Raw genomic sequence first — 18469 nt, 5'->3', positions numbered from 1 at the left:
CACTCCAGCGGACATGGTGAGAGATAGCCGCTCCGCGAGAGCACCAGGCTAGAGCTTTTCCGGTTCTGATCGAATCAGAACCGGAGCTCTAGCTGTTTGTTCTGGCGCGTTTTCTCCACGCGAACCGGTACCCACTTCGCTCGAAAACGCTATAACAGGATGGCAGAGCGGACAGCGCTTGGCGCTATCAGGGACACGATATTGAGAGCGCTTGGCGGCCGTCATTGTCCGACGACGCCTTTCAATCCTGCATAGATCGATCCGACTGCCGTTGCGGCAACACCGGCCAGAGGCCCCGCCGTCTGCATCATGTTCTGGATCAGCCGCGCCCGCCGGCGGAGTTGATCCTCGCCGACATGCCGGCCGAGCAGAAGCGCAACCTTGAACGCGGCCGGGTTCGGTCGCCCGCCACCCGCCAGCGTACCCGGCAATATCTTGAAGATCAGTGCGCTCAGGATGTTGCCGGTGACGAACGCCAGACAAACGCTGGCGATGTATTCCGTGACCTCCCGCCACTCCCCGCGCGTCGTCGGGATGATCGGCACAGCATCGTTGACGCCGGTGATGACGAGCATCAGCGCGACCGCGATGGTCGCCGTCGAAAGCCCTATCGCGAAGGCGCCGCGCAAACCGAGCCGGCTGACCACGAAAGCGAGGAAGCCGAAGGGAAACGGAATCAGGACCGAAGCGATGCGCAGATAGAGCGGCGAGATATTGAATGCGATGGTGATCAGGACGTGCGCGATGACGAGCAGCACGACCGGGATCGCAACGTAGAGAACTGCGTAGGATAGAAAGGTGCGCCACGGATGCTTGAGGCGTTCAAGCCGCGCCCGCTCCCGGTCGAGCTCCTGCCTGACCTTGTCGAGTTCGAGCACTGTCTCCTGAATCTCGAGCAGCACCGGGCGAATGACCCGAAGGTCGCGCGAGCAATGCATGCAGGCGAGAGCCTCGTCCTTGATTGTTTCGACGCAGAACGGGCACTCCATCAGCCTTCGCCACCCTCGCCGCGCCGCGTCAGAGCTTTGATCTCTTCCTTTGTCCTCAACAGCTCTTCGCGCGCGCTGGCGAGTTTCCGCACGAGGTCATCGCGTTCCGCGATCACCGACGCCGGCGCGACGATATCACGCGAGCAGGCGCTGCAGACCAGCACCCCCGTTTCGGTTTCGAACGCGCAGAAATAACACTTCAAATTCTGAACCTCGATGCAGATCCGACCGAAATGTCAGGGAGCAACCTTGAGCTTGAAAACCTTGGTGACGGCCCTGCCGTCCGAATCCTTGATAAGGATCTGAATGAAATGCTCGCCGGGCGGCAATTGCGCATCGGGAATATCGATGCCTGTTTGCTGGGCGAACGGCTTCAGCCGCGTCGTCAGATCGACGGCCGGCTCCTTGATGTAAGTCGCCTGAAGGGCGCCGAGATCGATCGCTGAGCCGCCGTAGGTTTTGAATTTCAGCTTCAAATGCAGCGGCGCGCGCAGGACGACCTTGTCGTCGGCGTCGAGCTCGATCTTTGGACCGCGGGTAATACCGCGGTCGGAAGGCGCCGGCATTTCCCTCGGAGGCGGGAGTTTCCCCTCCTCCTCGGTGATAATGACGTTGGCGGCGAAGCCGGGGTCTACCGAACTAACGAGCAGGCAACCGGCAATCGAAGCGGCAAACAACAAGCGAAGCGTCCGACCGTGCATTCCCATGCCCTCATTTTAAATGTGGCAAGAATTGCTATTTATCACGCTGACCAAGGCGATGTCGCGGTATTGACAAACCTTAAAATCGGGCGATCATAGTTGAGATCTCTCGGCTCGCTGGTACATTTATAAAGTTACTTGGCAAGTTTATTTAATGGGAGATTTTATGTGGGCGCGCAGCAATTGCTATAGCAAAGTTCTTTCGCGTTCGATTTCAACTCTCGCAGCAATCGCCTCGGTCCTGCTGCTTGCCAATCCGGCCTTCTCGCAAGGCCAGGCGCTGGAACGCTGTCGCGAAACCGTAGGCAGGCCGATCGTCATGCCTTGCATGAAGGCAGGCGGAACGCTGGAGTCCTGCCGTGCGCTGGCAACGCCGAAGGTCAGGGCCTGCGTCCAGGCCGCCATGGGCGGTGGCCCCGGCGGCGCAGGCAGGCAGGGCCCCGGTGGCTTGAACCAGCCGCGTTCGGTCGCGGGGCCGGCGGTCGGCAAAGCGCGATCGCTGATCGAACAGGGCAAATATGCCGGAGCGATCGTCGAACTCGATCGGGCCGTGAAGCAGGATCCGAAATTTCCCTTTGCCTACGCTTGGCGCGGTGTCGCCAAAATGCGGATTGGAAAATTCGACGAAGCCATGTCTGACTTCAACGAGGCGTTGAAGCTGGATCCGCGCAATGCGTTCGCGCTGGGTCAACGCGGGAACGCGTTCTTTGCGTTGCGTGACAACGGCAAGGGATTGGCGGATGTCAATGCGGCCCTCGAGATCGACAATACCGCAGCCGCCCCCTACGCCTTCAGGGGAATGATCTATTCGGACATGGGCGACCAAGACAAGGCATTGGCCGACCTGACCCGAGCCGTAAAGCTGAATCCGAACCTGCCCCCCGCTCATGGAGGATTAGGATCAGTTTACAGCAAGCTGCAGGAGTTTGAAAAATCGCTGGCGGCTTACAACAGGGCGCTCGAGCTGGCGCCAAACACCGCTGCTTATCTCAGCGGCAGAGGCTATGTCCAGTTTAGTCTCGGCGAGTATGACCGCGCGATCACCGATATTTCGCAGGCCATCGCGATCAACTCCAGATTTGCCCGCCCCTACATCAACCGCGGCCGCGCCTATATCGCGACCAATAATCTGTCGGCGGCAATCAAGGATTTCGACGAGGCACTCAAGATCGAGCCGAAGAACATAACCGCTCTGCTCCAGCGCGCGCAGGCGTTCGAACGGTCGCGCGATTTCGCGAAGGCGCAAGCCGACCTTCAGGACGCGTTGAAACTGGTTCCTTCGCACCCCGTCGCAGCCGCGGGCATCGAGCGGATCGACGCCAAAATGGGCGCCACCCGTCCGGGCACGGAGCGAACCGGTGGGCGTATCGCTCTGGTGATCGGCAATTCGAAATATGAGGCATTCGACACGCTTGCAAATCCCAAACGGGATGCTGCTGCCATTGCCGACGCGCTCGGAAGATCCGGTTTCCAGAACGTCAAGCTGCTGACAGACGTGAACCGGGACTCGCTTTTGGCTGCACTTAAAACCTTCACCGACGAGAGTAAAAACGCCAACTGGTCGGTTGTTTATTTTGCCGGTCACGGCATTGAACTCGACGGCAGCAATTATCTCGTTCCGGTCGACGCGAAATTCGAGAACGATGCCAATATTCCGAACGAAGGCGTTGCCCTCGATCAGGTCCTCAACGCAGTCGGCGCCGCCGACAAGATGCGTCTCGTGATCCTGGACGCCTGCCGCGAGAATCCCTTCGCCGCAGAGAAGAAATCACTCTCGGTCGGCAGAGGCCTCGCGCGTATCGAACCCGAAAGCGGCACGCTGGTGGCGTTTGCCACCAAGCACGGCCACTACGCGACCGACGGCTCCGGCGACAACAGCCCGTTCGCGACGTCGCTGGTCCGGCTCATGGACGCGCCGGGTCTCGAGATCAACCAGCTATTCCGGATGGTGCATGACGACGTCTACGCCAGCACCGCGAAGAAGCAAGAGCCGTTCACCTACGGGCAGTTGTCGGCTCAGGGTTTCTATTTCAAGGCAAGATAGGGTTGAGGTGGTCCCGATCGAGGCGTGAACCGCGGATCGTCGCGCGGCAGGCCGGCTCGCGCGGCGCGCGCCAACCGCTGTGCCGAACTGGCGGCGTGACGATGGCGGGCGCGGCGCCACCGCGCCGTCGCCTCACCTTACGCATGTCACGCTTGCGCACTCACGCAGTGGCGCACGACGCCACCGCGCTCCGCGGTGGCGCCACTCCCGCGGTTACTTCGGCTTGACGCCTTCGACCACGCCGGTCGGCTGCGGGCTGAGGAAGCGATAGATCACGCCGCCGAGCACGCCGCCGATCAGCGGCGCAACCCAGAACAGCCAGAGCTGGCCGATCGCCCAGCCGCCGACGAACAGCGCCGGTCCGGTGCTGCGCGCCGGATTGACCGACGTGTTGGTGACCGGAATGCTGACCAGATGGATCATCACCAGCGCAAGTCCGATCGCCAGCGGCGCGAAGCCGGCCGGCGCCTTGCCATGGGTGGCGCCCATGATGACGATCAGAAACATCATGGTCATCACGACTTCCATCACGAAGCACGCGACGAGATTGTACTGGCCGGGCGAATGCGCGGCGTAGCCGTTGGAGGCGAAGCCCTTGGCGAGGTCGAAGCCGGGCGCGCCGCTGGCGATCAGGTAGAGCAAGGCCGAGGCGGCGATCGCGCCGAGCACCTGCGCGATGATGTAGGGCGCGATCTGCCCGAGCGGGAAACGTCCCCCGGCGGCGAGGCCCAGCGTCACCGCGGGGTTGAGGTGGCAACCCGAGATATGGCCGATCGCATAGGCCATCGTGACGACGCTGAGGCCGAACGCCAGCGACACGCCGACCAGGCCGATCCCGACCTCGGGAAATCCCGCGGCGATCACCGCGCTGCCACAACCGGCAAAGGTCAGCCAGAAGGTGCCGATCAACTCAGCGACGTACTTATTCAGACTCATCTCTATCTCCTCGATGGTCACGACCGAACTGCCGGCGTGAAAGTACGGTCCTGTGTGGACCTAAAGGTGGGGGTAGAAAGCGGCCGCGCGACGGCAGCCAACAGGGTGCGCGTCAACGCCGAAAACTCTTGATCTCCGACACCGAGCCGTCGCGATAGGTCAATTCCACCGACACCGATTTCACGTTCGGCGACAGCTTCAGATACGGCGTCGCCTCGTGCGGGATCGCGACGGGATCGCGTAGGTCGCAGGCCGGCATTTTCAGCACCTTGTCGGGAACCGCGCTGTCGATCCCGATCCGCGCCTCGCGGATCGCGCAACGATAAGACATCAGATGTGTGTAGTAGACCAATAGCCCATTGAACTCGCGGAACGACAGCCAGCTCGTCGCGGTCATGTCAAGTATCTTGCGCTGGTCGCGCAGCAGCGCGGCCTCCGGCTCGAAGCGGATCGGAAACGGCCCCTGCAGCTCGCCCTGCGCATCGACATAGCGCACCTCGAGGGTCGCGGCCGCCGCGTCTGTCGGCAACTGGATCGAAGGGTTCGGCATCCGCTTGCGGGTGCGCGGATCGAGCACGTCCATGAAACCCGTCTCGCGGAATTCTCCGCTGTCGCCGAGCCGCCAGGAGATCCCGAGAGTCGGATCGGCGATCGAGAACGACACCGTCCAGCCGCCATTGTGGCGCGAGAAGCTGGCGATCGGCGCGTTGAGGCTCTCCGAGGTCGGCGGCTTCAACGGCGCCACCGGCGGCAGCGCCGCGACCTTCTGCGGCGGCTCGGCCGGCGCGGCCGCGCCCGGCTTCGGCGCGCCGCTCAGAAACACGTCGTCGACCATCTGGTCGAAATACACCGGCACCTGCTTGTGACCGACAGTCTCGGCCATTTCGCTCACCGTGCGCCGCGTCCGCTGCGCCACCTGCACGAGATTGTCGCCGGGATCGAGCAACTGCTTGGCGAACACCCGCGTGAACACCGAGTTCGGATTGGCGTCGGTGTCCGACAGCCGATCCAATGCAGTCTGCCGCGGCCCCGCCGAGAAGATCGAGAACACGCCCTCGGGCAGCGTCGTCATCGGCGCGAGCCCACCGCGGCCGGCGAGCGCGCGGGTGCCGCGGCGCTCGAACGGGTTGTTGCGGCAGGCGTCGAGCACCAGGATCGCGGTGCGCGCGCCGCGGTTCTGCAGCCGCTCGACGATGCGGTCGGCGAGGATCGAGGCGTCGCGCAACAGTTCTTCCTGGCCTTCGGTCGCCGCCGGCACGTCGGTCGGCAGCAGGAAGTTCTGGCCGGAAATCTCGAAGCCATGCCCGGCATAGAAGAAGAACGCGGTGTCGCCGGGCTCGATCGCGTTGTCGAACGCCAGCAGGCTCTGGCTGAAGCCGATACGGCTCTGGTTCTCCGCGGCCATCACCTGGAAACCGAGCGTGCGGAGCGCGTCGCCCATGGTGCGGGCGTCGTTCACCGCCTTCTGCAGCTTCGGCACGTTGCGATAATCGTTGTTGCCGATCACCAGCGCGACGCGCTTGGCCGCCGCGGCGGGCGCCGCAAGCGCCAGCACAATGGCGCCGGCGCCGATCGCCGACAGCGCCCGGAGCCAGTTCGATCGCATCAATCAGTCCCTCGACACCCTGCGGCCGGATCCGACCGCCTGGGCGATAGTCGGCCAGAACCTGTGCATGGTTCAATCAAATATGCATCGAGGGGTCGGCGGCGATCCGGCCGGGGTGCTGACAACCCGGCGGGTCCGTGCACGGGGCGGGAGACGGTGATGCAGAGTCCGGCGTGAGACCGGACTCTGCTATCGCGGGGATTGCGCGTAGTCCGGGAGCACCGCTCGCGGAATACGCTTTGTCACGCTCTACGCGGCGCGGACGGTCTCGAGGAACTTGCCGACTTCGAGCTTGAGACGGTTGCTGTCATTGGCCAAAGACTGCGCCGCCGACAGCACCTGGCTCGACGCCGAGCCGGTCTCGCTGGCGCCGCGCTGAACGTCGATCACGCTGGACGACACCTGCTGCGTGCCCTGCGCAGCCTGCTGGACGTTACGCGAGATCTCCTGCGTGGCGGCGCCCTGCTCTTCCACCGCGGAGGCGATCGTCGAGGCGATTTCCGACATCTTCGAAATCGTCGCGCCGATCTCCCGGATCGCCGACACCGACTGATCGGTCGCGGCCTGGATGCCGCTGATCTGCTGGCTGATCTCGCCGGTGGCCTTGGCGGTCTGCTCGGCCAGCGCCTTCACTTCGCTGGCGACCACCGCGAATCCGCGTCCGGCATCGCCCGCGCGCGCCGCCTCGATGGTGGCGTTGAGCGCCAGCAGGTTGGTCTGGCCGGCGATGGTGTTGATCAGGTCGACCACATCGCCGATCCGCGCCGCCGCAGCCGACAATTCGCCGACTCGCTCGTTGGTCGTCTGCGCCTGCCCCACGGCTTCTTGGGCGATGCGCGCGGACTCCTGCACCTGCCGGCTGATCTCCGTGACCGAGGACGCCATTTCCTCAGTGGCCGACGCCACTGACTGCACGTTGGCCGATGCCTGCTCTGAGGCCGCGGCGACCGACGTCGTCACTTCCTGCGCGTGCTGTGCGTTCGAGGTCAGCGTCGTCGCCGACGCTTCGAGTTCGGTCGAGGCCGACGACACCGCCTGGATCACCTCGCCGACCGCGGCTTCGAAATCGTGCGCGAGCTTCGCCAAGTCCTGCTTGCGCTGCGCCGCGAGCCGGCGATCCTGCTCGGCCTTCTCCCCGGCTTCCAGTCTCGCCTTGTCGTCGAGCATCAGCTTGATTCCTTCGACCGCATTGGCGGTCTGTCCGATCTCGTCGCCGCGCTCGGTGCCGGACACCTCGACGCTCTCGCCGCGCGCCATCTTCTGCAGATCGCCGACCAATCGCCCGATCGGACGCGCAATGCCGAACTGCACGATCGCGAAGGCGATCGCCAGGACCGCCACGAAGGCGCCGCCGATCGTCAGCACAGTGAGGCGGACGGTGTTCGAGACGTCTGCGGAAATGGCTTCCCTGCGCTCGGCGAGGTCCTTGTCGACTCGGGTCGTGATCGCGCTCTGCGCCTCACGCAATGCCTGATTGTCTTCGCCCATGCTCTTCGCCAGTCGGACGGCCTCGTCCTTCTGGTTGGCAATCGCAGCCTTTTCGACGAGCGCGTATTTCCTCGTCACGACGTCCTCGAACTGTCGGACAATCCGGTCGAAATCATCTGCGTAGGCCGGAAGCCCCTTCTTGGCCTGCGCGATGTATTCAATGAATTCCTTGCGGTTCGCCGCTGCCTCTTGGCGGACGTTCTGAAACTCGGCCTGATCGGTCTCGGCGATGACACGCCATGACAGACGGCCTATATTGTAGAGGCGCGTATTGGCACGGATGTTAGCCTTCATGCCCTGCAAGTCGTTGTCGAGCATGTCGGAATACAGTCGGTCGATTTCGCTCATCTTCGCAGCGGCGTGCCAGATACCAACTCCGACCACGACGCTGAGCAGCAGGAAGCACGCGGCGATTTTGTAGATTATCTTCATGTTGGAGATATTCATTCCATTACCTCGATAGCCGTGCCTACATGTCGCACTCCGCAAGGCGCATGCTTGCGTGTATTGTTCGCACCGGAAAACCGTCCCGCAGCAGGACTCCGCGCGCGGCGAACGCCGCCTGTTCGGGGCGCCGAGCTCGGACCCGACGTCCCGAGCCGCAGTCATTTTGCAGATCAGCTCACCGCTACATGCACAACACGTCGTTATCTATCTTAAGACTGCTAAACGGCGGTAAGTACAAATTCAGTCATTCAGGACAGAACGAAAAAGAACCTGTCGCATTCGGTCCACGAGTAGGCATGCGCGCAGGTTCGGCGTAGTTGGTCACGCATGAACGTCGAGTTGTTGGATGACGAGCCGGAGCTGCTGCAGGATTTTTCAATTCTGCGAAGCCATGACCCAATCGAAGCGCGTGACGTGATGCGGCGTCACGGCGTCGAAGTGATCGCCGGCACCGGCGAAGGCTTCTTCATGCGGACAAATCTCGTCGAGCTCCCGCATGTGGGGCTGTATTTCACCGGCAACGCGGCACCTACTAAAGTCTTGATTCCCGAACGCGCGATCGCGCTGGTGCACGTCTGTCTGCACGGCCACGCGCGCCTGACCAGTGGTGCGCATCGCATCGAATTCACGAAAGGCACCGCCTTCGTGTGCCCGCCGCGTCGCCGCGTGCAACTCGATCTGGGACAGGACTTCCGACAGCTCGTTCTCCGGGTTCCCGAGCAGGTCCTCGAACGCACGTTGACGTCGCTGATCGGCTTTTCACCGCAGCAACAGATTGCCTTCGATCCCCCGATCGCGAACAACACTCCCCGCTATCTGGGCTTTCGGGATCTGCTGAGACTGCTCGCCAACCGGCTCGATCCTGCTTTTTCGGCTTGGCCCTCGAAAGTCCTGGTGCAGCTCGAGCAGGCCTGCATCACCTCGCTGCTGTGCTGCAGCCGACACAATCTCGGTCACTTGCTGGACGCCACCACTCGCCAGTCGGCGCCGTCCTATGTCCTGCAGGCAGAGCACTACGCCGAGTCCCGCTGCGAGGCCGACCTCACCGCCGAGAACCTCGCGCGCGCCGCGGGGGTCAGCGTCTCGACGTTGACGCGCGCCTTCATCAAACATCGTGGCTGCTCGCCGGCCGCGCTGATCAAGCGCGTGCGCCTGTCCCGCGCGAAGGATCTGCTGGAGAGCGGATCGGCCACCACGCTGGTCGGCGTCGCCCTGCGCTGCGGCTTTGCCAATCCGAGCCGCTTTGCCAAGGACTATCGCGAGGCGTTCGGCGAGCCGCCCACCGAGACGCTGCGGCGGCAGCGCCCGAAAGCCTGACGGCGAGTTTCAGGACCGCGGTCGCCCCGGTTTCGCCCAACCTCCCCGCGCGGCCAGGCCGGGTTGCCCAAAAAGCCGCCAAGACCGCTGATTCATTATGTTTTGAGCGGTTTCATGCGCTGCCGCATTGACTTTGGCCGATTCAGGCCTATGTTCCGCGCTTGAAGCGGCCCGGTATCGAAGCGCGATGCCCGTTGTGCCGTCTGTCTGCGATCAGACTTCCCCGTGCAACTATGCATGCCGCTCCGGGGTTGGGCGCGACAGCCTGTTTCCAGATTCCAGGCGGCGGTTTCGACCAATGGCGTGATCCCGAACTCCGATATTTCGATCCGGGTCAGGTTGCGCCCATAACAGAGGCTCAATGTCCTTTTCCAATCTCGGCCTTTCAGACAAGGTCCTCGCCGCTGTCGCGGCCAGCGGTTACACGACCCCCACCCCGATTCAGGAACAGGCGATCCCTCACGTGCTCGCCCGGCGAGACGTGCTCGGCATCGCCCAGACCGGCACCGGCAAGACGGCTGCGTTCGTGCTGCCGATGCTGACGATGCTGGAAAAGGGCCGCGCCCGGGCGCGGATGCCGCGAACCCTGATCCTGGAGCCGACGCGCGAGCTCGCCGCCCAGGTCAAGGAGCAGTTCGACAAATACGGCGCCGGCCAGAAGCTCACCGTGGCGCTGCTGATCGGCGGCGTCTCGTTCGGCGACCAGGACGTCAAGCTGACCCGCGGCGTCGATGTGCTGATCGCCACGCCGGGCCGTCTGCTCGACCACACCGAACGCGGCGGCCTGCTGCTCACCGGCGTCGAGCTGCTGGTGATCGACGAAGCCGACCGGATGCTCGACATGGGCTTCATCCCGGACATCGAGCGGGTCTGCAAGCTGGTGCCGTTCACCCGCCAGACGCTGTTCTTCACCGCGACGATGCCGCCGGAAATCCGCCGCATCACCGAGACCTTCCTGCACAATCCCGAAAAGATCGAAGTCTCCAAGCCGGCCTCCACCGCCGTCACCGTGACGCAATCGCAGGTGCCCTGCGGGCGCGAGCCGCACGAGAAGCGCGAGACGCTGCGCCGCCTGATCCGCGCCGCCACCGATCTCAAGAACGCGATCATCTTCTGCAACCGCAAGCGCGAAGTCGCGCTGCTGGCGAAGTCGCTGCAGAAGCACGGCTTCAGCGTCGGCGCGCTGCACGGCGACATGGACCAGTCGGCCCGCACCGCGGCGCTTGATCAATTCCGTAAAGGCGAGCTGCCGATCCTGGTCGCCTCCGACGTCGCGGCCCGCGGCCTCGACATTCCGGAAGTCAGCCACGTCTTCAATTTCGATGTCCCGCATCACCCCGATGACTACGTCCACCGCGTCGGCCGCACCGGCCGCGCCGGTCGTCTCGGAACCGCGATCTCGATCGTCGCCCCCTCCGACCAGAAGTCGATCGCTGCGATCGAGAAGCTGATCGGCAAGGAAATTCCTCACGCGGACGCCGGCCCGGCCGGCGACGCCGAGGAAGAGACCGAGCGGCCCGCACGTTCGTCGCGGCGCCCGTCCGAGTCGCGCAGTCGCGCGCCGCGGGGCGAAGATGGCCCGCGCGAAGCACGCGAACCGCGACGCCCGCGACGCGGCGAGCCGCGCAAAGCCCCCGAGCCGAGCGAAGCCCGCGAGACTGTCGAGGTCCAGGAGCCGCGGCGTGAACCGCGCGAGCCCCGCAAGCCGCGGCGCGAGCCGCGCCCGGCGTCGGTTCCCGCCCCGGCCGCCCACGCCTCGTTCGGATCGGCGCCGCCGTCGCGTGAACGCGAATCGGCCTCGGAGCCCGCAGATCACTCACATCTGCCCGCCTTCCTGCTGCGTCCGGTGCGTGCTCGCGGCTGACGCCAGGTTCCATTTCCCCTCGGCTATTTACCGGGGATTCACTGTCACCCCGTAGCCTTGCGACCTTCGATGGAGGGTTGGGGGCTGGTCCCCCGGGGGGACACGGTGGGTTCTATTCAAGAAGAACACGAGCGCACCATGGCGTTTGCCGAGGTTGCGCTGAACCAGATTCGTGCGTTGCGGCAAGGTGCGATGCCGCGCAATTACGAGATCTGGTACGTTTACGCCACCGGCTATAATGCCGACCTCAACAAGGCGATCAACCAGGCGCTGGCGCTCCACGGAACGCTGACGGACGCCGACCTCGAGCAGTTGCACGACTGCTATCTCTCCCACGGCCGCACTCACGAACGCATCGACCGGATCGGCGCGCGCGTCGTCAGCGAGATCGACGACATGATGTCGCTGCTCGCCGATGCGCTCGGGACCACCGCGAGCTTCGGCGACAATCTGAAGGGCGCCAGTCATAAGCTGTCGCTCACCACCGACCGCGAACAGATCACCGCGATCGTCGAGCGGCTGGTCGCATCGACCCGCGAGATGCAGGATGCCAACAACGCGCTCGAACAGCGGCTGTCGACCTCCAAGCAGGAAATCACCAATCTGCAGGCCAATCTCGAGGAGATCCGCGCCGAGAGCCTGACCGATCCGCTGACCGGTCTCGGCAACCGCAAGCATTTCGACCGCGTCGTCACCGAGGCGGTGCGCAGCGCCGCCGCGACCCGGCTGCCGCTGTCGCTGCTGATGATGGACATCGATCACTTCAAGTCGTTCAACGACAATTACGGCCACCTCACCGGCGATCAGGTGCTGCGGCTGGTCGGGATGACCCTGAAGCAGACCATCAAGAACAAGGACATTCCCTCGCGCTACGGCGGCGAGGAATTCGCCGTGGTGCTGCCGAACACCCCGCTGCGACAGGCGCTGGTGATCGCCGACGATATCCGCCGCACGGTGATGTCGAAGGAATTGAAGAAGAAGTCGACCGGCGAGATCCTCGGCCGGGTGACGCTGTCGGCCGGCGTGTCGACGCTGAAGCCCGACGACGACGCCGACGCGCTGATCGAACGCGCCGACGCCTGCCTGTATTCCGCAAAGCGCAATGGCCGCAACCGGGTGATCTGCGAAACCGACCCGGAATATCGCGGCGTGGAGCCAGCCAAGGTCGCGTAACGCCGTGCTACGCGCGGCGCGTCCGAAACGTCAGCCGTCGATCTTCGCCGGCACCAGTTCGACCGACTCGCCGCAGCCGCAGGCCGAGATCTGGTTCGGATTGTTGAACACGAACTGCGCCTGCATCTTCTCGGACTTGTAGTCCATTTCAGTTCCCAGCAGGAACATCACGGCCTTGGGGTCGATCAGGATCTTGACGCCCTTGTCCTCGATCGTCTCGTCGTTCGACTTGATGTCGTGGGCGTATTCCACCGTGTAGGACTGACCGGCGCAGCCGCCGTTCTTGATGCCGACGCGCAGGCCGACGATCTCGCTGTCGGCGCGCGACATCAGATCCTTGACGCGCGTCGCGGCGGCCTCGGTCAGCCGCATTACTTGCGGGCGCGGCCGGCGCGCGGGCTTGTCGGGCGTGGAAAGCGGTGTCGTCTCCGTCATCGGTTCACATCCTCGTGGCGGTTCAAGGCCGCCCGTTTGTGACTTATTCGTTCTACGCAGGCCCCGTCATTTCGTCACGCTGCTGCTCGCAATGACGGACTCACCACATATTCAGGACGAGGCGCGCCTCGTCGCTCATCCGCTCCGGCGTCCACGCCGGCTCCCAGACGATGCTGACATTGACCACGCCGACGCCGGGCACGGTGGCGACCGCATTCTCGACCATGGTCGGCAGTTCGCCCGCCGCCGGGCAGTTTGGCGTCGTCAGCGTCATCTCGACGTCGACGGTGCGATCGTCCTTGATCTCGACCTTGTAGATCAGGCCGAGCTCGTAGATGTCGGCCGGAATTTCCGGGTCGAACACCGTCTTCAGCGCCGAGACGATCTCGGTGCCGAGCCGCTCGGTCTCCTCGGGCGGCAGCGCCGAGACGGTCTGCATATTGGCCTTGGCTTCGATCGTGTCGGTCATGCGAACAGATCCCGCGCCTTGATCAGCGCCTGTGCGAGTAGGTCGACTTCCTCACGGGTATTATACATGCCGAACGAGGCGCGGCACGTCGCCGTGACCTGGAACCGCTCCAGCAACGGCATCACGCAATGGGTTCCGGCGCGCACCGCAATCCCCTGGCGGTCGATCACGGTGGCGATGTCGTGCGGGTGAGCGCCCTTCATTTCGAAGGAAATCACCGGTCCCTTGCCCTTGGCGGTGCCGATCAGCCGCAGCGAATTGATCTCGCGCAGCCGATCCTGGGCGTAGGTCAAAAGATCGTGTTCGTGCGCCGCGATCCGCTCCTTGCCGATCGAATTGACGTAGTCGATCGCAGCACCCAGCCCGACCGCCTCGACGATCGCCGGCGTGCCGGCCTCGAACCGGTGCGGCGGGTCGCCATAGGTCACCCAGTCCTGCGCGACTTCGCGGATCATCTCGCCGCCGCCGTTGAACGGCCGCATCTTGGCGAGGACATCGTACTTGCCGTACAGCACGCCGATTCCGGTCGGGCCGTACAGCTTGTGCCCGGTCATGATGTAGAAGTCGCAATCGATGTCCTGGACGTCGATCGTGAGATGCACCGCGCCCTGGCTGCCGTCGACCAGCACCGGAATGCCGCGGTCGTGCGCGAGCTTCACCACGTCCTTGACCGGCACGATGGTGCCGAGCGCATTCGACATCTGGGTGATCGCGACCAGCTTGGTCTTCGACGACAGCAGCTTCTCGAATTCGTCGATCAGGAAATTGCCGTCGTCGTCGATCGGCGCCCATTTGATCACCGCGCCCTGCCGCTCACGCAGGAAGTGCCATGGCACGATGTTGGAATGGTGCTCCATGATCGACAGCACGATCTCGTCGCCCTCGCCGATATTCGGCGCGCCGAACGACGACGCGACCAGATTGATCGCCTCGGTGGCGTTGCGGGTGAAGATGATCTCTTCCGGCCGCTTGGCGTTGAGAAACTTCTGCACCCGGTGGCGGCCGCCCTCATAGGCTTCGGTCGCGGCGTTGGCGAGATAATGCAGCCCGCGATGCACGTTGGCGTATTCGCTCTCATACGCCTTGGTCATCCGCTCCAGCACGGCGCGCGGCTTCTGCGCCGAGGCGGCGTTATCGAGATAGACCAGATCCTTGCCGTAGACCTTGAGCGCCAGCGCGGGGAAATCCTCGCGCACCCGCGCGACATCGTAGCTGCCGTTGCTGACCGCCGGGTGCGTCGTCATCGCCGCGCCTCCAGCCAGCGCGTCGCGGCGGCGATCGCCAGTTCACGCAGATTGTCGTCGGCGATCGCCTCGATCGCCTCGCCGACGAACGCCTGGATCAGCAGCGCCTCGGCTTCCTTCTCGGCCAGGCCGCGGGCGCGCAGATAGAACAGCAGCTGATCGTCGAGCGCGCCGATCGCGGCGCCGTGGCCGCAAGTGACGTCGTCCGCGAAGATCTCCAGCTCCGGCTTGTTGTCGGCCTCGGCCTCGTCGGACAGCAGCAGCGCCCGGGTCATCATCTTGGCGTCGGTCTGCTGCGCCGGCTGGCGCACATTGATGCGGCCCTGAAACACCGAATGGCCGCGATCGTCGACCACGGCGCGAAAGCCCTCGCGGCTGACGCAATGCGGCACGTCGTGATTCATCACCAGCGTGGTGTCGGCGTGCTGCTTGCCGTTGAGCAGATTGACGCCGTTGGTCTCGACCCGCGCATATTCGCCGGCGATGTTGACGACCAGCTGATAACGGCTGACCAATGCGCCGGTGGTGACGCCGGCGACGCTGTAATGCGCATGCGCGCCGACGCGCACCTCGGCCGAGGCGATGTTGAACGCGTCGCGCGAATCCTCGATCAGCCGGACGTGGTCGAGCCGCGCGCGGTCGCCGACCGTCATCACGGCCGTGTCGTGGACTTGATAGACGCCGGCGCCCTCGCCTGCGACGAAGCTCTCGACCACTGTCGCGGCCGACTCCTTGCCGAGGCTGACCAGCGAGCGGGTGAACATCGCCGATGGCGCGCCGCCGGAAGCGATGTGAACGATGTACAGCGGCTTCGCCAGTTTGGCGCCGTCCGCGACGTCGATCACCACGCCATCGGTCATCAGCGCGGTGTTCAGCGCCGTCATCGGATTGCCGGTGTCGAGCGACAACAGCCGGTCGTCGCCGGCGTCGAGCGCCTCGCGCAGGCTGCGGATCGACAGCCCGGCCTCCGGCGCCGACAGATCGGACAGCGCCACAGCCAGCGCGCCGTCGACCAGCACGAGCCGGCGGACGCCTTCGATCGCATGCAGTTTCAGCGCCGCCTCGGCGCGCGCCAGCGCCGCCGCGTCGGGCGTCGGCGCGACCGGCAGCACCTCGCGCATCAGCGCGCGCAGATCGGTGTACTTCCAATCCTCGATCCGACGATGCGGCAGACCGATGCGCTGAAATTCGTCGAACGCCTCACGGCGGGCGTCCGCAACCTTGCCCGCGCCCGGCTGGCGCGCGACGATGCTGGCGAAATTCGCGCCCGCCACGTCCGCCTTCTCTGTCTTCGCCACTGCGATACTCATCATGACCCGTCCGATCGGCTCTAAGCCGCCGCTTCCTGATATTGCGCGTAGCCGTTGGCCTCGAGCTCGAGCGCGAGCTCCTTGCCGCCGCTCTTCACCACCTTGCCCTTCGACATCACGTGGACGTGGTCGGGGACGATGTAGTCGAGCAGTCGCTGATAGTGGGTGATCACCACCATCGCCCGATCCGGCGTACGCAGCGCGTTGACGCCTTCGGACGCGACCCGCAGCGCGTCGATGTCGAGGCCGGAATCCATTTCGTCGAGGATGCACAGGCTCGGCTGGAACAGCGCCATCTGCAGCACTTCGTTGCGCTTCTTCTCGCCGCCCGAGAAGCCGACATTGACGCCGCGCTTCAGCATTTCCTGCGGAATGTTCAGCGAGGCCGCGACCTCGCGCACCCGCTTGAGGAAATCCGGAGTCGAGAATTCGGCTTCGCCGCGCGCCTTGCGCTGGGCGTTCAGCGCGGTGCGCAGGAAGGTCATGGTGGCGACGCCGGGAATTTCCACCGGATACTGGAACGCCAGAAACACGCCCTTGGCGGCGCGCACATCCGGCGCCATCTCCAGCAGGTCCTCGCCCTTGAACAGGATCTGCCCGCCGGTGACGTCATAACCCGGCTTGCCGGCGATGACGTGGCTGAGCGTCGACTTGCCGGAGCCGTTCGGCCCCATGATCGCGTGCACCTCGCCGGGATTCACGCTGAGCGTCAGCCCGTGAAGGATCTCACGATCGCCGACGCTGACTTGCAGATTCTTGACTTCGAGCAGTGCGGACATTGCCAGCCTTCCTGTGTCGTCGTCCTGAGGAAGCGCGCGTTGCGCGCGTCTCGAAGGACGAGCTGGTTCACTTTGTCATCTCCGTCCTCGAGACCGCGGTTTCGCGGCCTCCTCAGGACGAGGGCTTTGGTGTTAGCCGACCGAGCCTTCGAGCGAGATCGAGATCAGCTTCTGCGCTTCCACCGCGAATTCCATCGGCAGTTGCTGCAGCACGTCCTTGACGAAGCCGTTGACCACGAGGCCGACCGCCTCTTCCTGGCTGAGGCCTCGCTGGACGCAATAGAACAGCACGTCCTCGGAGATCTTCGACGTGGTGGCTTCGTGCTCGAACAGCGCCGACGTGTTCTTCGCCTCGATATAGGGCACGGTATGCGCGCCGCACTGGTCGCCGATCAGCAGCGAGTCGCAGGCGGTGAAGTTGCGCGCGCCCTTGGCCTTGCGGTGCGCGGTGACGAGACCGCGATAGGTGTTCTGCGATCGGCCGGCCGCGATGCCCTTGGAGATGATCCGGCTGGTGGTGTTGTTGCCGAGATGGATCATCTTGGTGCCGCTATCGACCTGCTGATAGCCGTTCGAGATCGCGATCGAGTAGAATTCTCCGCGGGAGTTATCGCCGCGCAAAATGCAGCTCGGATATTTCCAGGTGATCGCCGAACCGGTCTCGACCTGAGTCCAGGAAATCTTCGAGTTGGCGCCGCGGCAGTCGCCGCGCTTGGTGACGAAATTGTAGATGCCGCCCTTGCCCTCGGAGTTTCCGGGGTACCAGTTCTGCACCGTCGAATATTTGATTTCGGCGTCGTCATGCGTGACCAGCTCGACGACCGCGGCGTGAAGCTGATTCTCGTCGCGCTGCGGAGCGGTGCAGCCTTCGAGATAGCTGACGTAGGAGCCCTTGTCGGCGATGATCAGCGTGCGCTCGAACTGGCCGGTGTTGCGCTCGTTGATGCGGAAATAAGTCGACAGCTCCATCGGGCAGCGCACGCCCGGCGGCACATAGACGAACGAACCGTCGGAGAACACCGCGGAGTTCAGCGTCGCATAGTAATTGTCAGTCGTCGGCACCACGGTGCCGAGATATTTCTGCACCAGTTCGGGGTGCTGCTTGATCGCTTCCGAGATCGGCATGAAGATCACGCCGGCCTTCTTCAGCTCGGCCTGGAAGGTGGTGGCCACCGACACCGAGTCGAACACCGCATCGACCGCGATGCGCCGCTCGCCCTCGGGACGAACCACGCCTTCGAGCACCTCGACTTCACGCAGCGGAATGCCGAGCTTCTTGTAGGTCTCGAGAATCTCCGGATCGATCTCGTCCAGCGAACCGATGGTCTTCTTCGGCTTGGGGGCCGAATAATAATACAGGTCCTGGAAGTCGATCTTGGGGTAGTTGACCCGCGCCCAAGTGGGCTCCGTCATGGTCAGCCAGCGGCGATAGGCTTCAAGCCGCCACTGCAGCATCCAGTCCGGTTCGTTCTTTTTTGCGGAGATAAATCGGACGATGTCTTCCGACAGCCCCTTGGGAGCCTTGTCGGATTCGATCAGCGTCTCGAATCCATAGCGATATTGATCGACGTCGATCTGGCGAACCCGATCGACGGTTTCTTGTACGGCAGCCATTTAAACCTCCGCTCGCGGTTTCAAGGACCGCGGTGGATCTACTAAAACATGCT

Annotated in this window: 15 protein-coding genes; 4 read left to right on the top strand and 11 right to left on the bottom strand. The window is 64.0% G+C overall.

Features of this window, described 5'->3' with window-relative positions; genetic code table 11:
• Positions 1-221: 221 nt before the first annotated feature.
• Together BMY71_RS18650 and BMY71_RS18640 are read right to left on the bottom strand one after the other, a co-directional pair.
• Complete coding sequence (locus BMY71_RS18650; RefSeq protein ID WP_092685715.1) at positions 222-989, bottom strand: hypothetical protein; 768 nt, start codon at positions 987-989, stop codon at positions 222-224.
• 236 nt (positions 990-1225) lie between these two features.
• Positions 1226-1669, bottom strand: a complete 444-nt coding sequence (locus BMY71_RS18640) for a hypothetical protein (protein ID WP_244526108.1) — start codon at positions 1667-1669, stop codon at positions 1226-1228.
• A 187-nt stretch (positions 1670-1856) separates the two neighbouring features.
• Between BMY71_RS18640 and BMY71_RS18635 the strand changes: the two genes are divergently transcribed.
• Positions 1857-3734 (top strand): tetratricopeptide repeat protein, encoded by a 1878-nt coding sequence (locus BMY71_RS18635; RefSeq protein WP_175557716.1) that lies wholly within the window; start codon positions 1857-1859, stop codon positions 3732-3734.
• Between the two features lie 213 nt (positions 3735-3947).
• On the opposite strand, the gene aqpZ is transcribed toward BMY71_RS18635, so the two are convergent.
• From aqpZ to BMY71_RS18620, 3 genes are all read right to left on the bottom strand, one after another.
• Positions 3948-4670 carry an aquaporin Z gene (aqpZ, locus tag BMY71_RS18630; RefSeq protein WP_092685711.1) on the bottom strand — a complete coding sequence of 241 codons (723 nt, stop codon included), beginning with the start codon at positions 4668-4670 and terminating at the stop codon, positions 3948-3950.
• 112 nt (positions 4671-4782) lie between these two features.
• The gene (locus BMY71_RS18625; protein ID WP_092685710.1) at positions 4783-6276 is read right to left on the bottom strand and encodes a caspase family protein; all 1494 of its coding nucleotides are present in this window, start codon (positions 6274-6276) and stop codon (positions 4783-4785) included.
• A 249-nt stretch (positions 6277-6525) separates the two neighbouring features.
• Positions 6526-8211: a methyl-accepting chemotaxis protein gene (locus BMY71_RS18620; protein ID WP_092685709.1), complete on the bottom strand. Its 1686-nt coding sequence runs from the start codon at positions 8209-8211 to the stop codon at positions 6526-6528.
• 327 nt (positions 8212-8538) lie between these two features.
• Here BMY71_RS18620 and BMY71_RS18615 point away from each other — a divergent pair, with 327 nt between their 5' ends.
• The 3 genes from BMY71_RS18615 to BMY71_RS18605 all read left to right on the top strand — a co-directional run bounded on the left by BMY71_RS18615 (position 8539) and on the right by BMY71_RS18605 (position 12565).
• A complete protein-coding gene (locus BMY71_RS18615) occupies positions 8539-9528 on the top strand; it encodes an AraC family transcriptional regulator (protein WP_011502874.1) in 990 nt (329 codons plus the stop codon).
• 361 nt (positions 9529-9889) lie between these two features.
• The gene (locus BMY71_RS18610) at positions 9890-11392 is read left to right on the top strand and encodes a DEAD/DEAH box helicase (RefSeq protein WP_092685708.1); all 1503 of its coding nucleotides are present in this window, start codon (positions 9890-9892) and stop codon (positions 11390-11392) included.
• 105 nt (positions 11393-11497) lie between these two features.
• Positions 11498-12565, top strand: a complete 1068-nt coding sequence (locus BMY71_RS18605) for a GGDEF domain-containing protein (RefSeq protein WP_092685707.1) — start codon at positions 11498-11500, stop codon at positions 12563-12565.
• Positions 12566-12595: 30 nt separating this feature from the next.
• Here the strand turns inward: BMY71_RS18605 and sufA are convergent, their stop codons facing one another.
• The 6 genes from sufA to sufB all read right to left on the bottom strand — a co-directional run bounded on the left by sufA (position 12596) and on the right by sufB (position 18416).
• The gene (gene sufA, locus BMY71_RS18600) at positions 12596-13000 is read right to left on the bottom strand and encodes a Fe-S cluster assembly scaffold SufA (RefSeq protein WP_092685706.1); all 405 of its coding nucleotides are present in this window, start codon (positions 12998-13000) and stop codon (positions 12596-12598) included.
• A 100-nt stretch (positions 13001-13100) separates the two neighbouring features.
• Complete coding sequence (locus BMY71_RS18595; RefSeq protein WP_011502870.1) at positions 13101-13469, bottom strand: SUF system Fe-S cluster assembly protein; 369 nt, start codon at positions 13467-13469, stop codon at positions 13101-13103.
• Positions 13466-14713, bottom strand: a complete 1248-nt coding sequence (locus tag BMY71_RS18590; protein WP_092685705.1) for a cysteine desulfurase — start codon at positions 14711-14713, stop codon at positions 13466-13468. The genes BMY71_RS18595 and BMY71_RS18590 overlap by 4 nt, the downstream gene beginning before the upstream one ends.
• Entirely contained in the window at positions 14710-16023 is a 1314-nt protein-coding gene (gene sufD, locus BMY71_RS18585; protein WP_092685772.1) for a Fe-S cluster assembly protein SufD, read from the bottom strand. Before sufD ends, BMY71_RS18590 begins: the two co-directional genes overlap by 4 nt.
• A 20-nt stretch (positions 16024-16043) precedes the next feature.
• Positions 16044-16802, bottom strand: a complete 759-nt coding sequence (gene sufC, locus BMY71_RS18580; protein ID WP_011502867.1) for a Fe-S cluster assembly ATPase SufC — start codon at positions 16800-16802, stop codon at positions 16044-16046.
• A 132-nt stretch (positions 16803-16934) separates the two neighbouring features.
• On the bottom strand, positions 16935-18416 hold the full coding sequence (gene sufB, locus BMY71_RS18575) for a Fe-S cluster assembly protein SufB (RefSeq protein WP_011502866.1): 1482 nt from the start codon (positions 18414-18416) through the stop codon (positions 16935-16937).
• Between the last annotated feature and the right edge of the window lie 53 nt (positions 18417-18469).

Source organism: Rhodopseudomonas pseudopalustris, assembly GCF_900110435.1.
Classification (GTDB): Bacteria; Pseudomonadota; Alphaproteobacteria; order Rhizobiales; family Xanthobacteraceae; genus Rhodopseudomonas; species Rhodopseudomonas pseudopalustris.
This window is presented reverse-complemented; position numbering and strand designations above follow the sequence as displayed.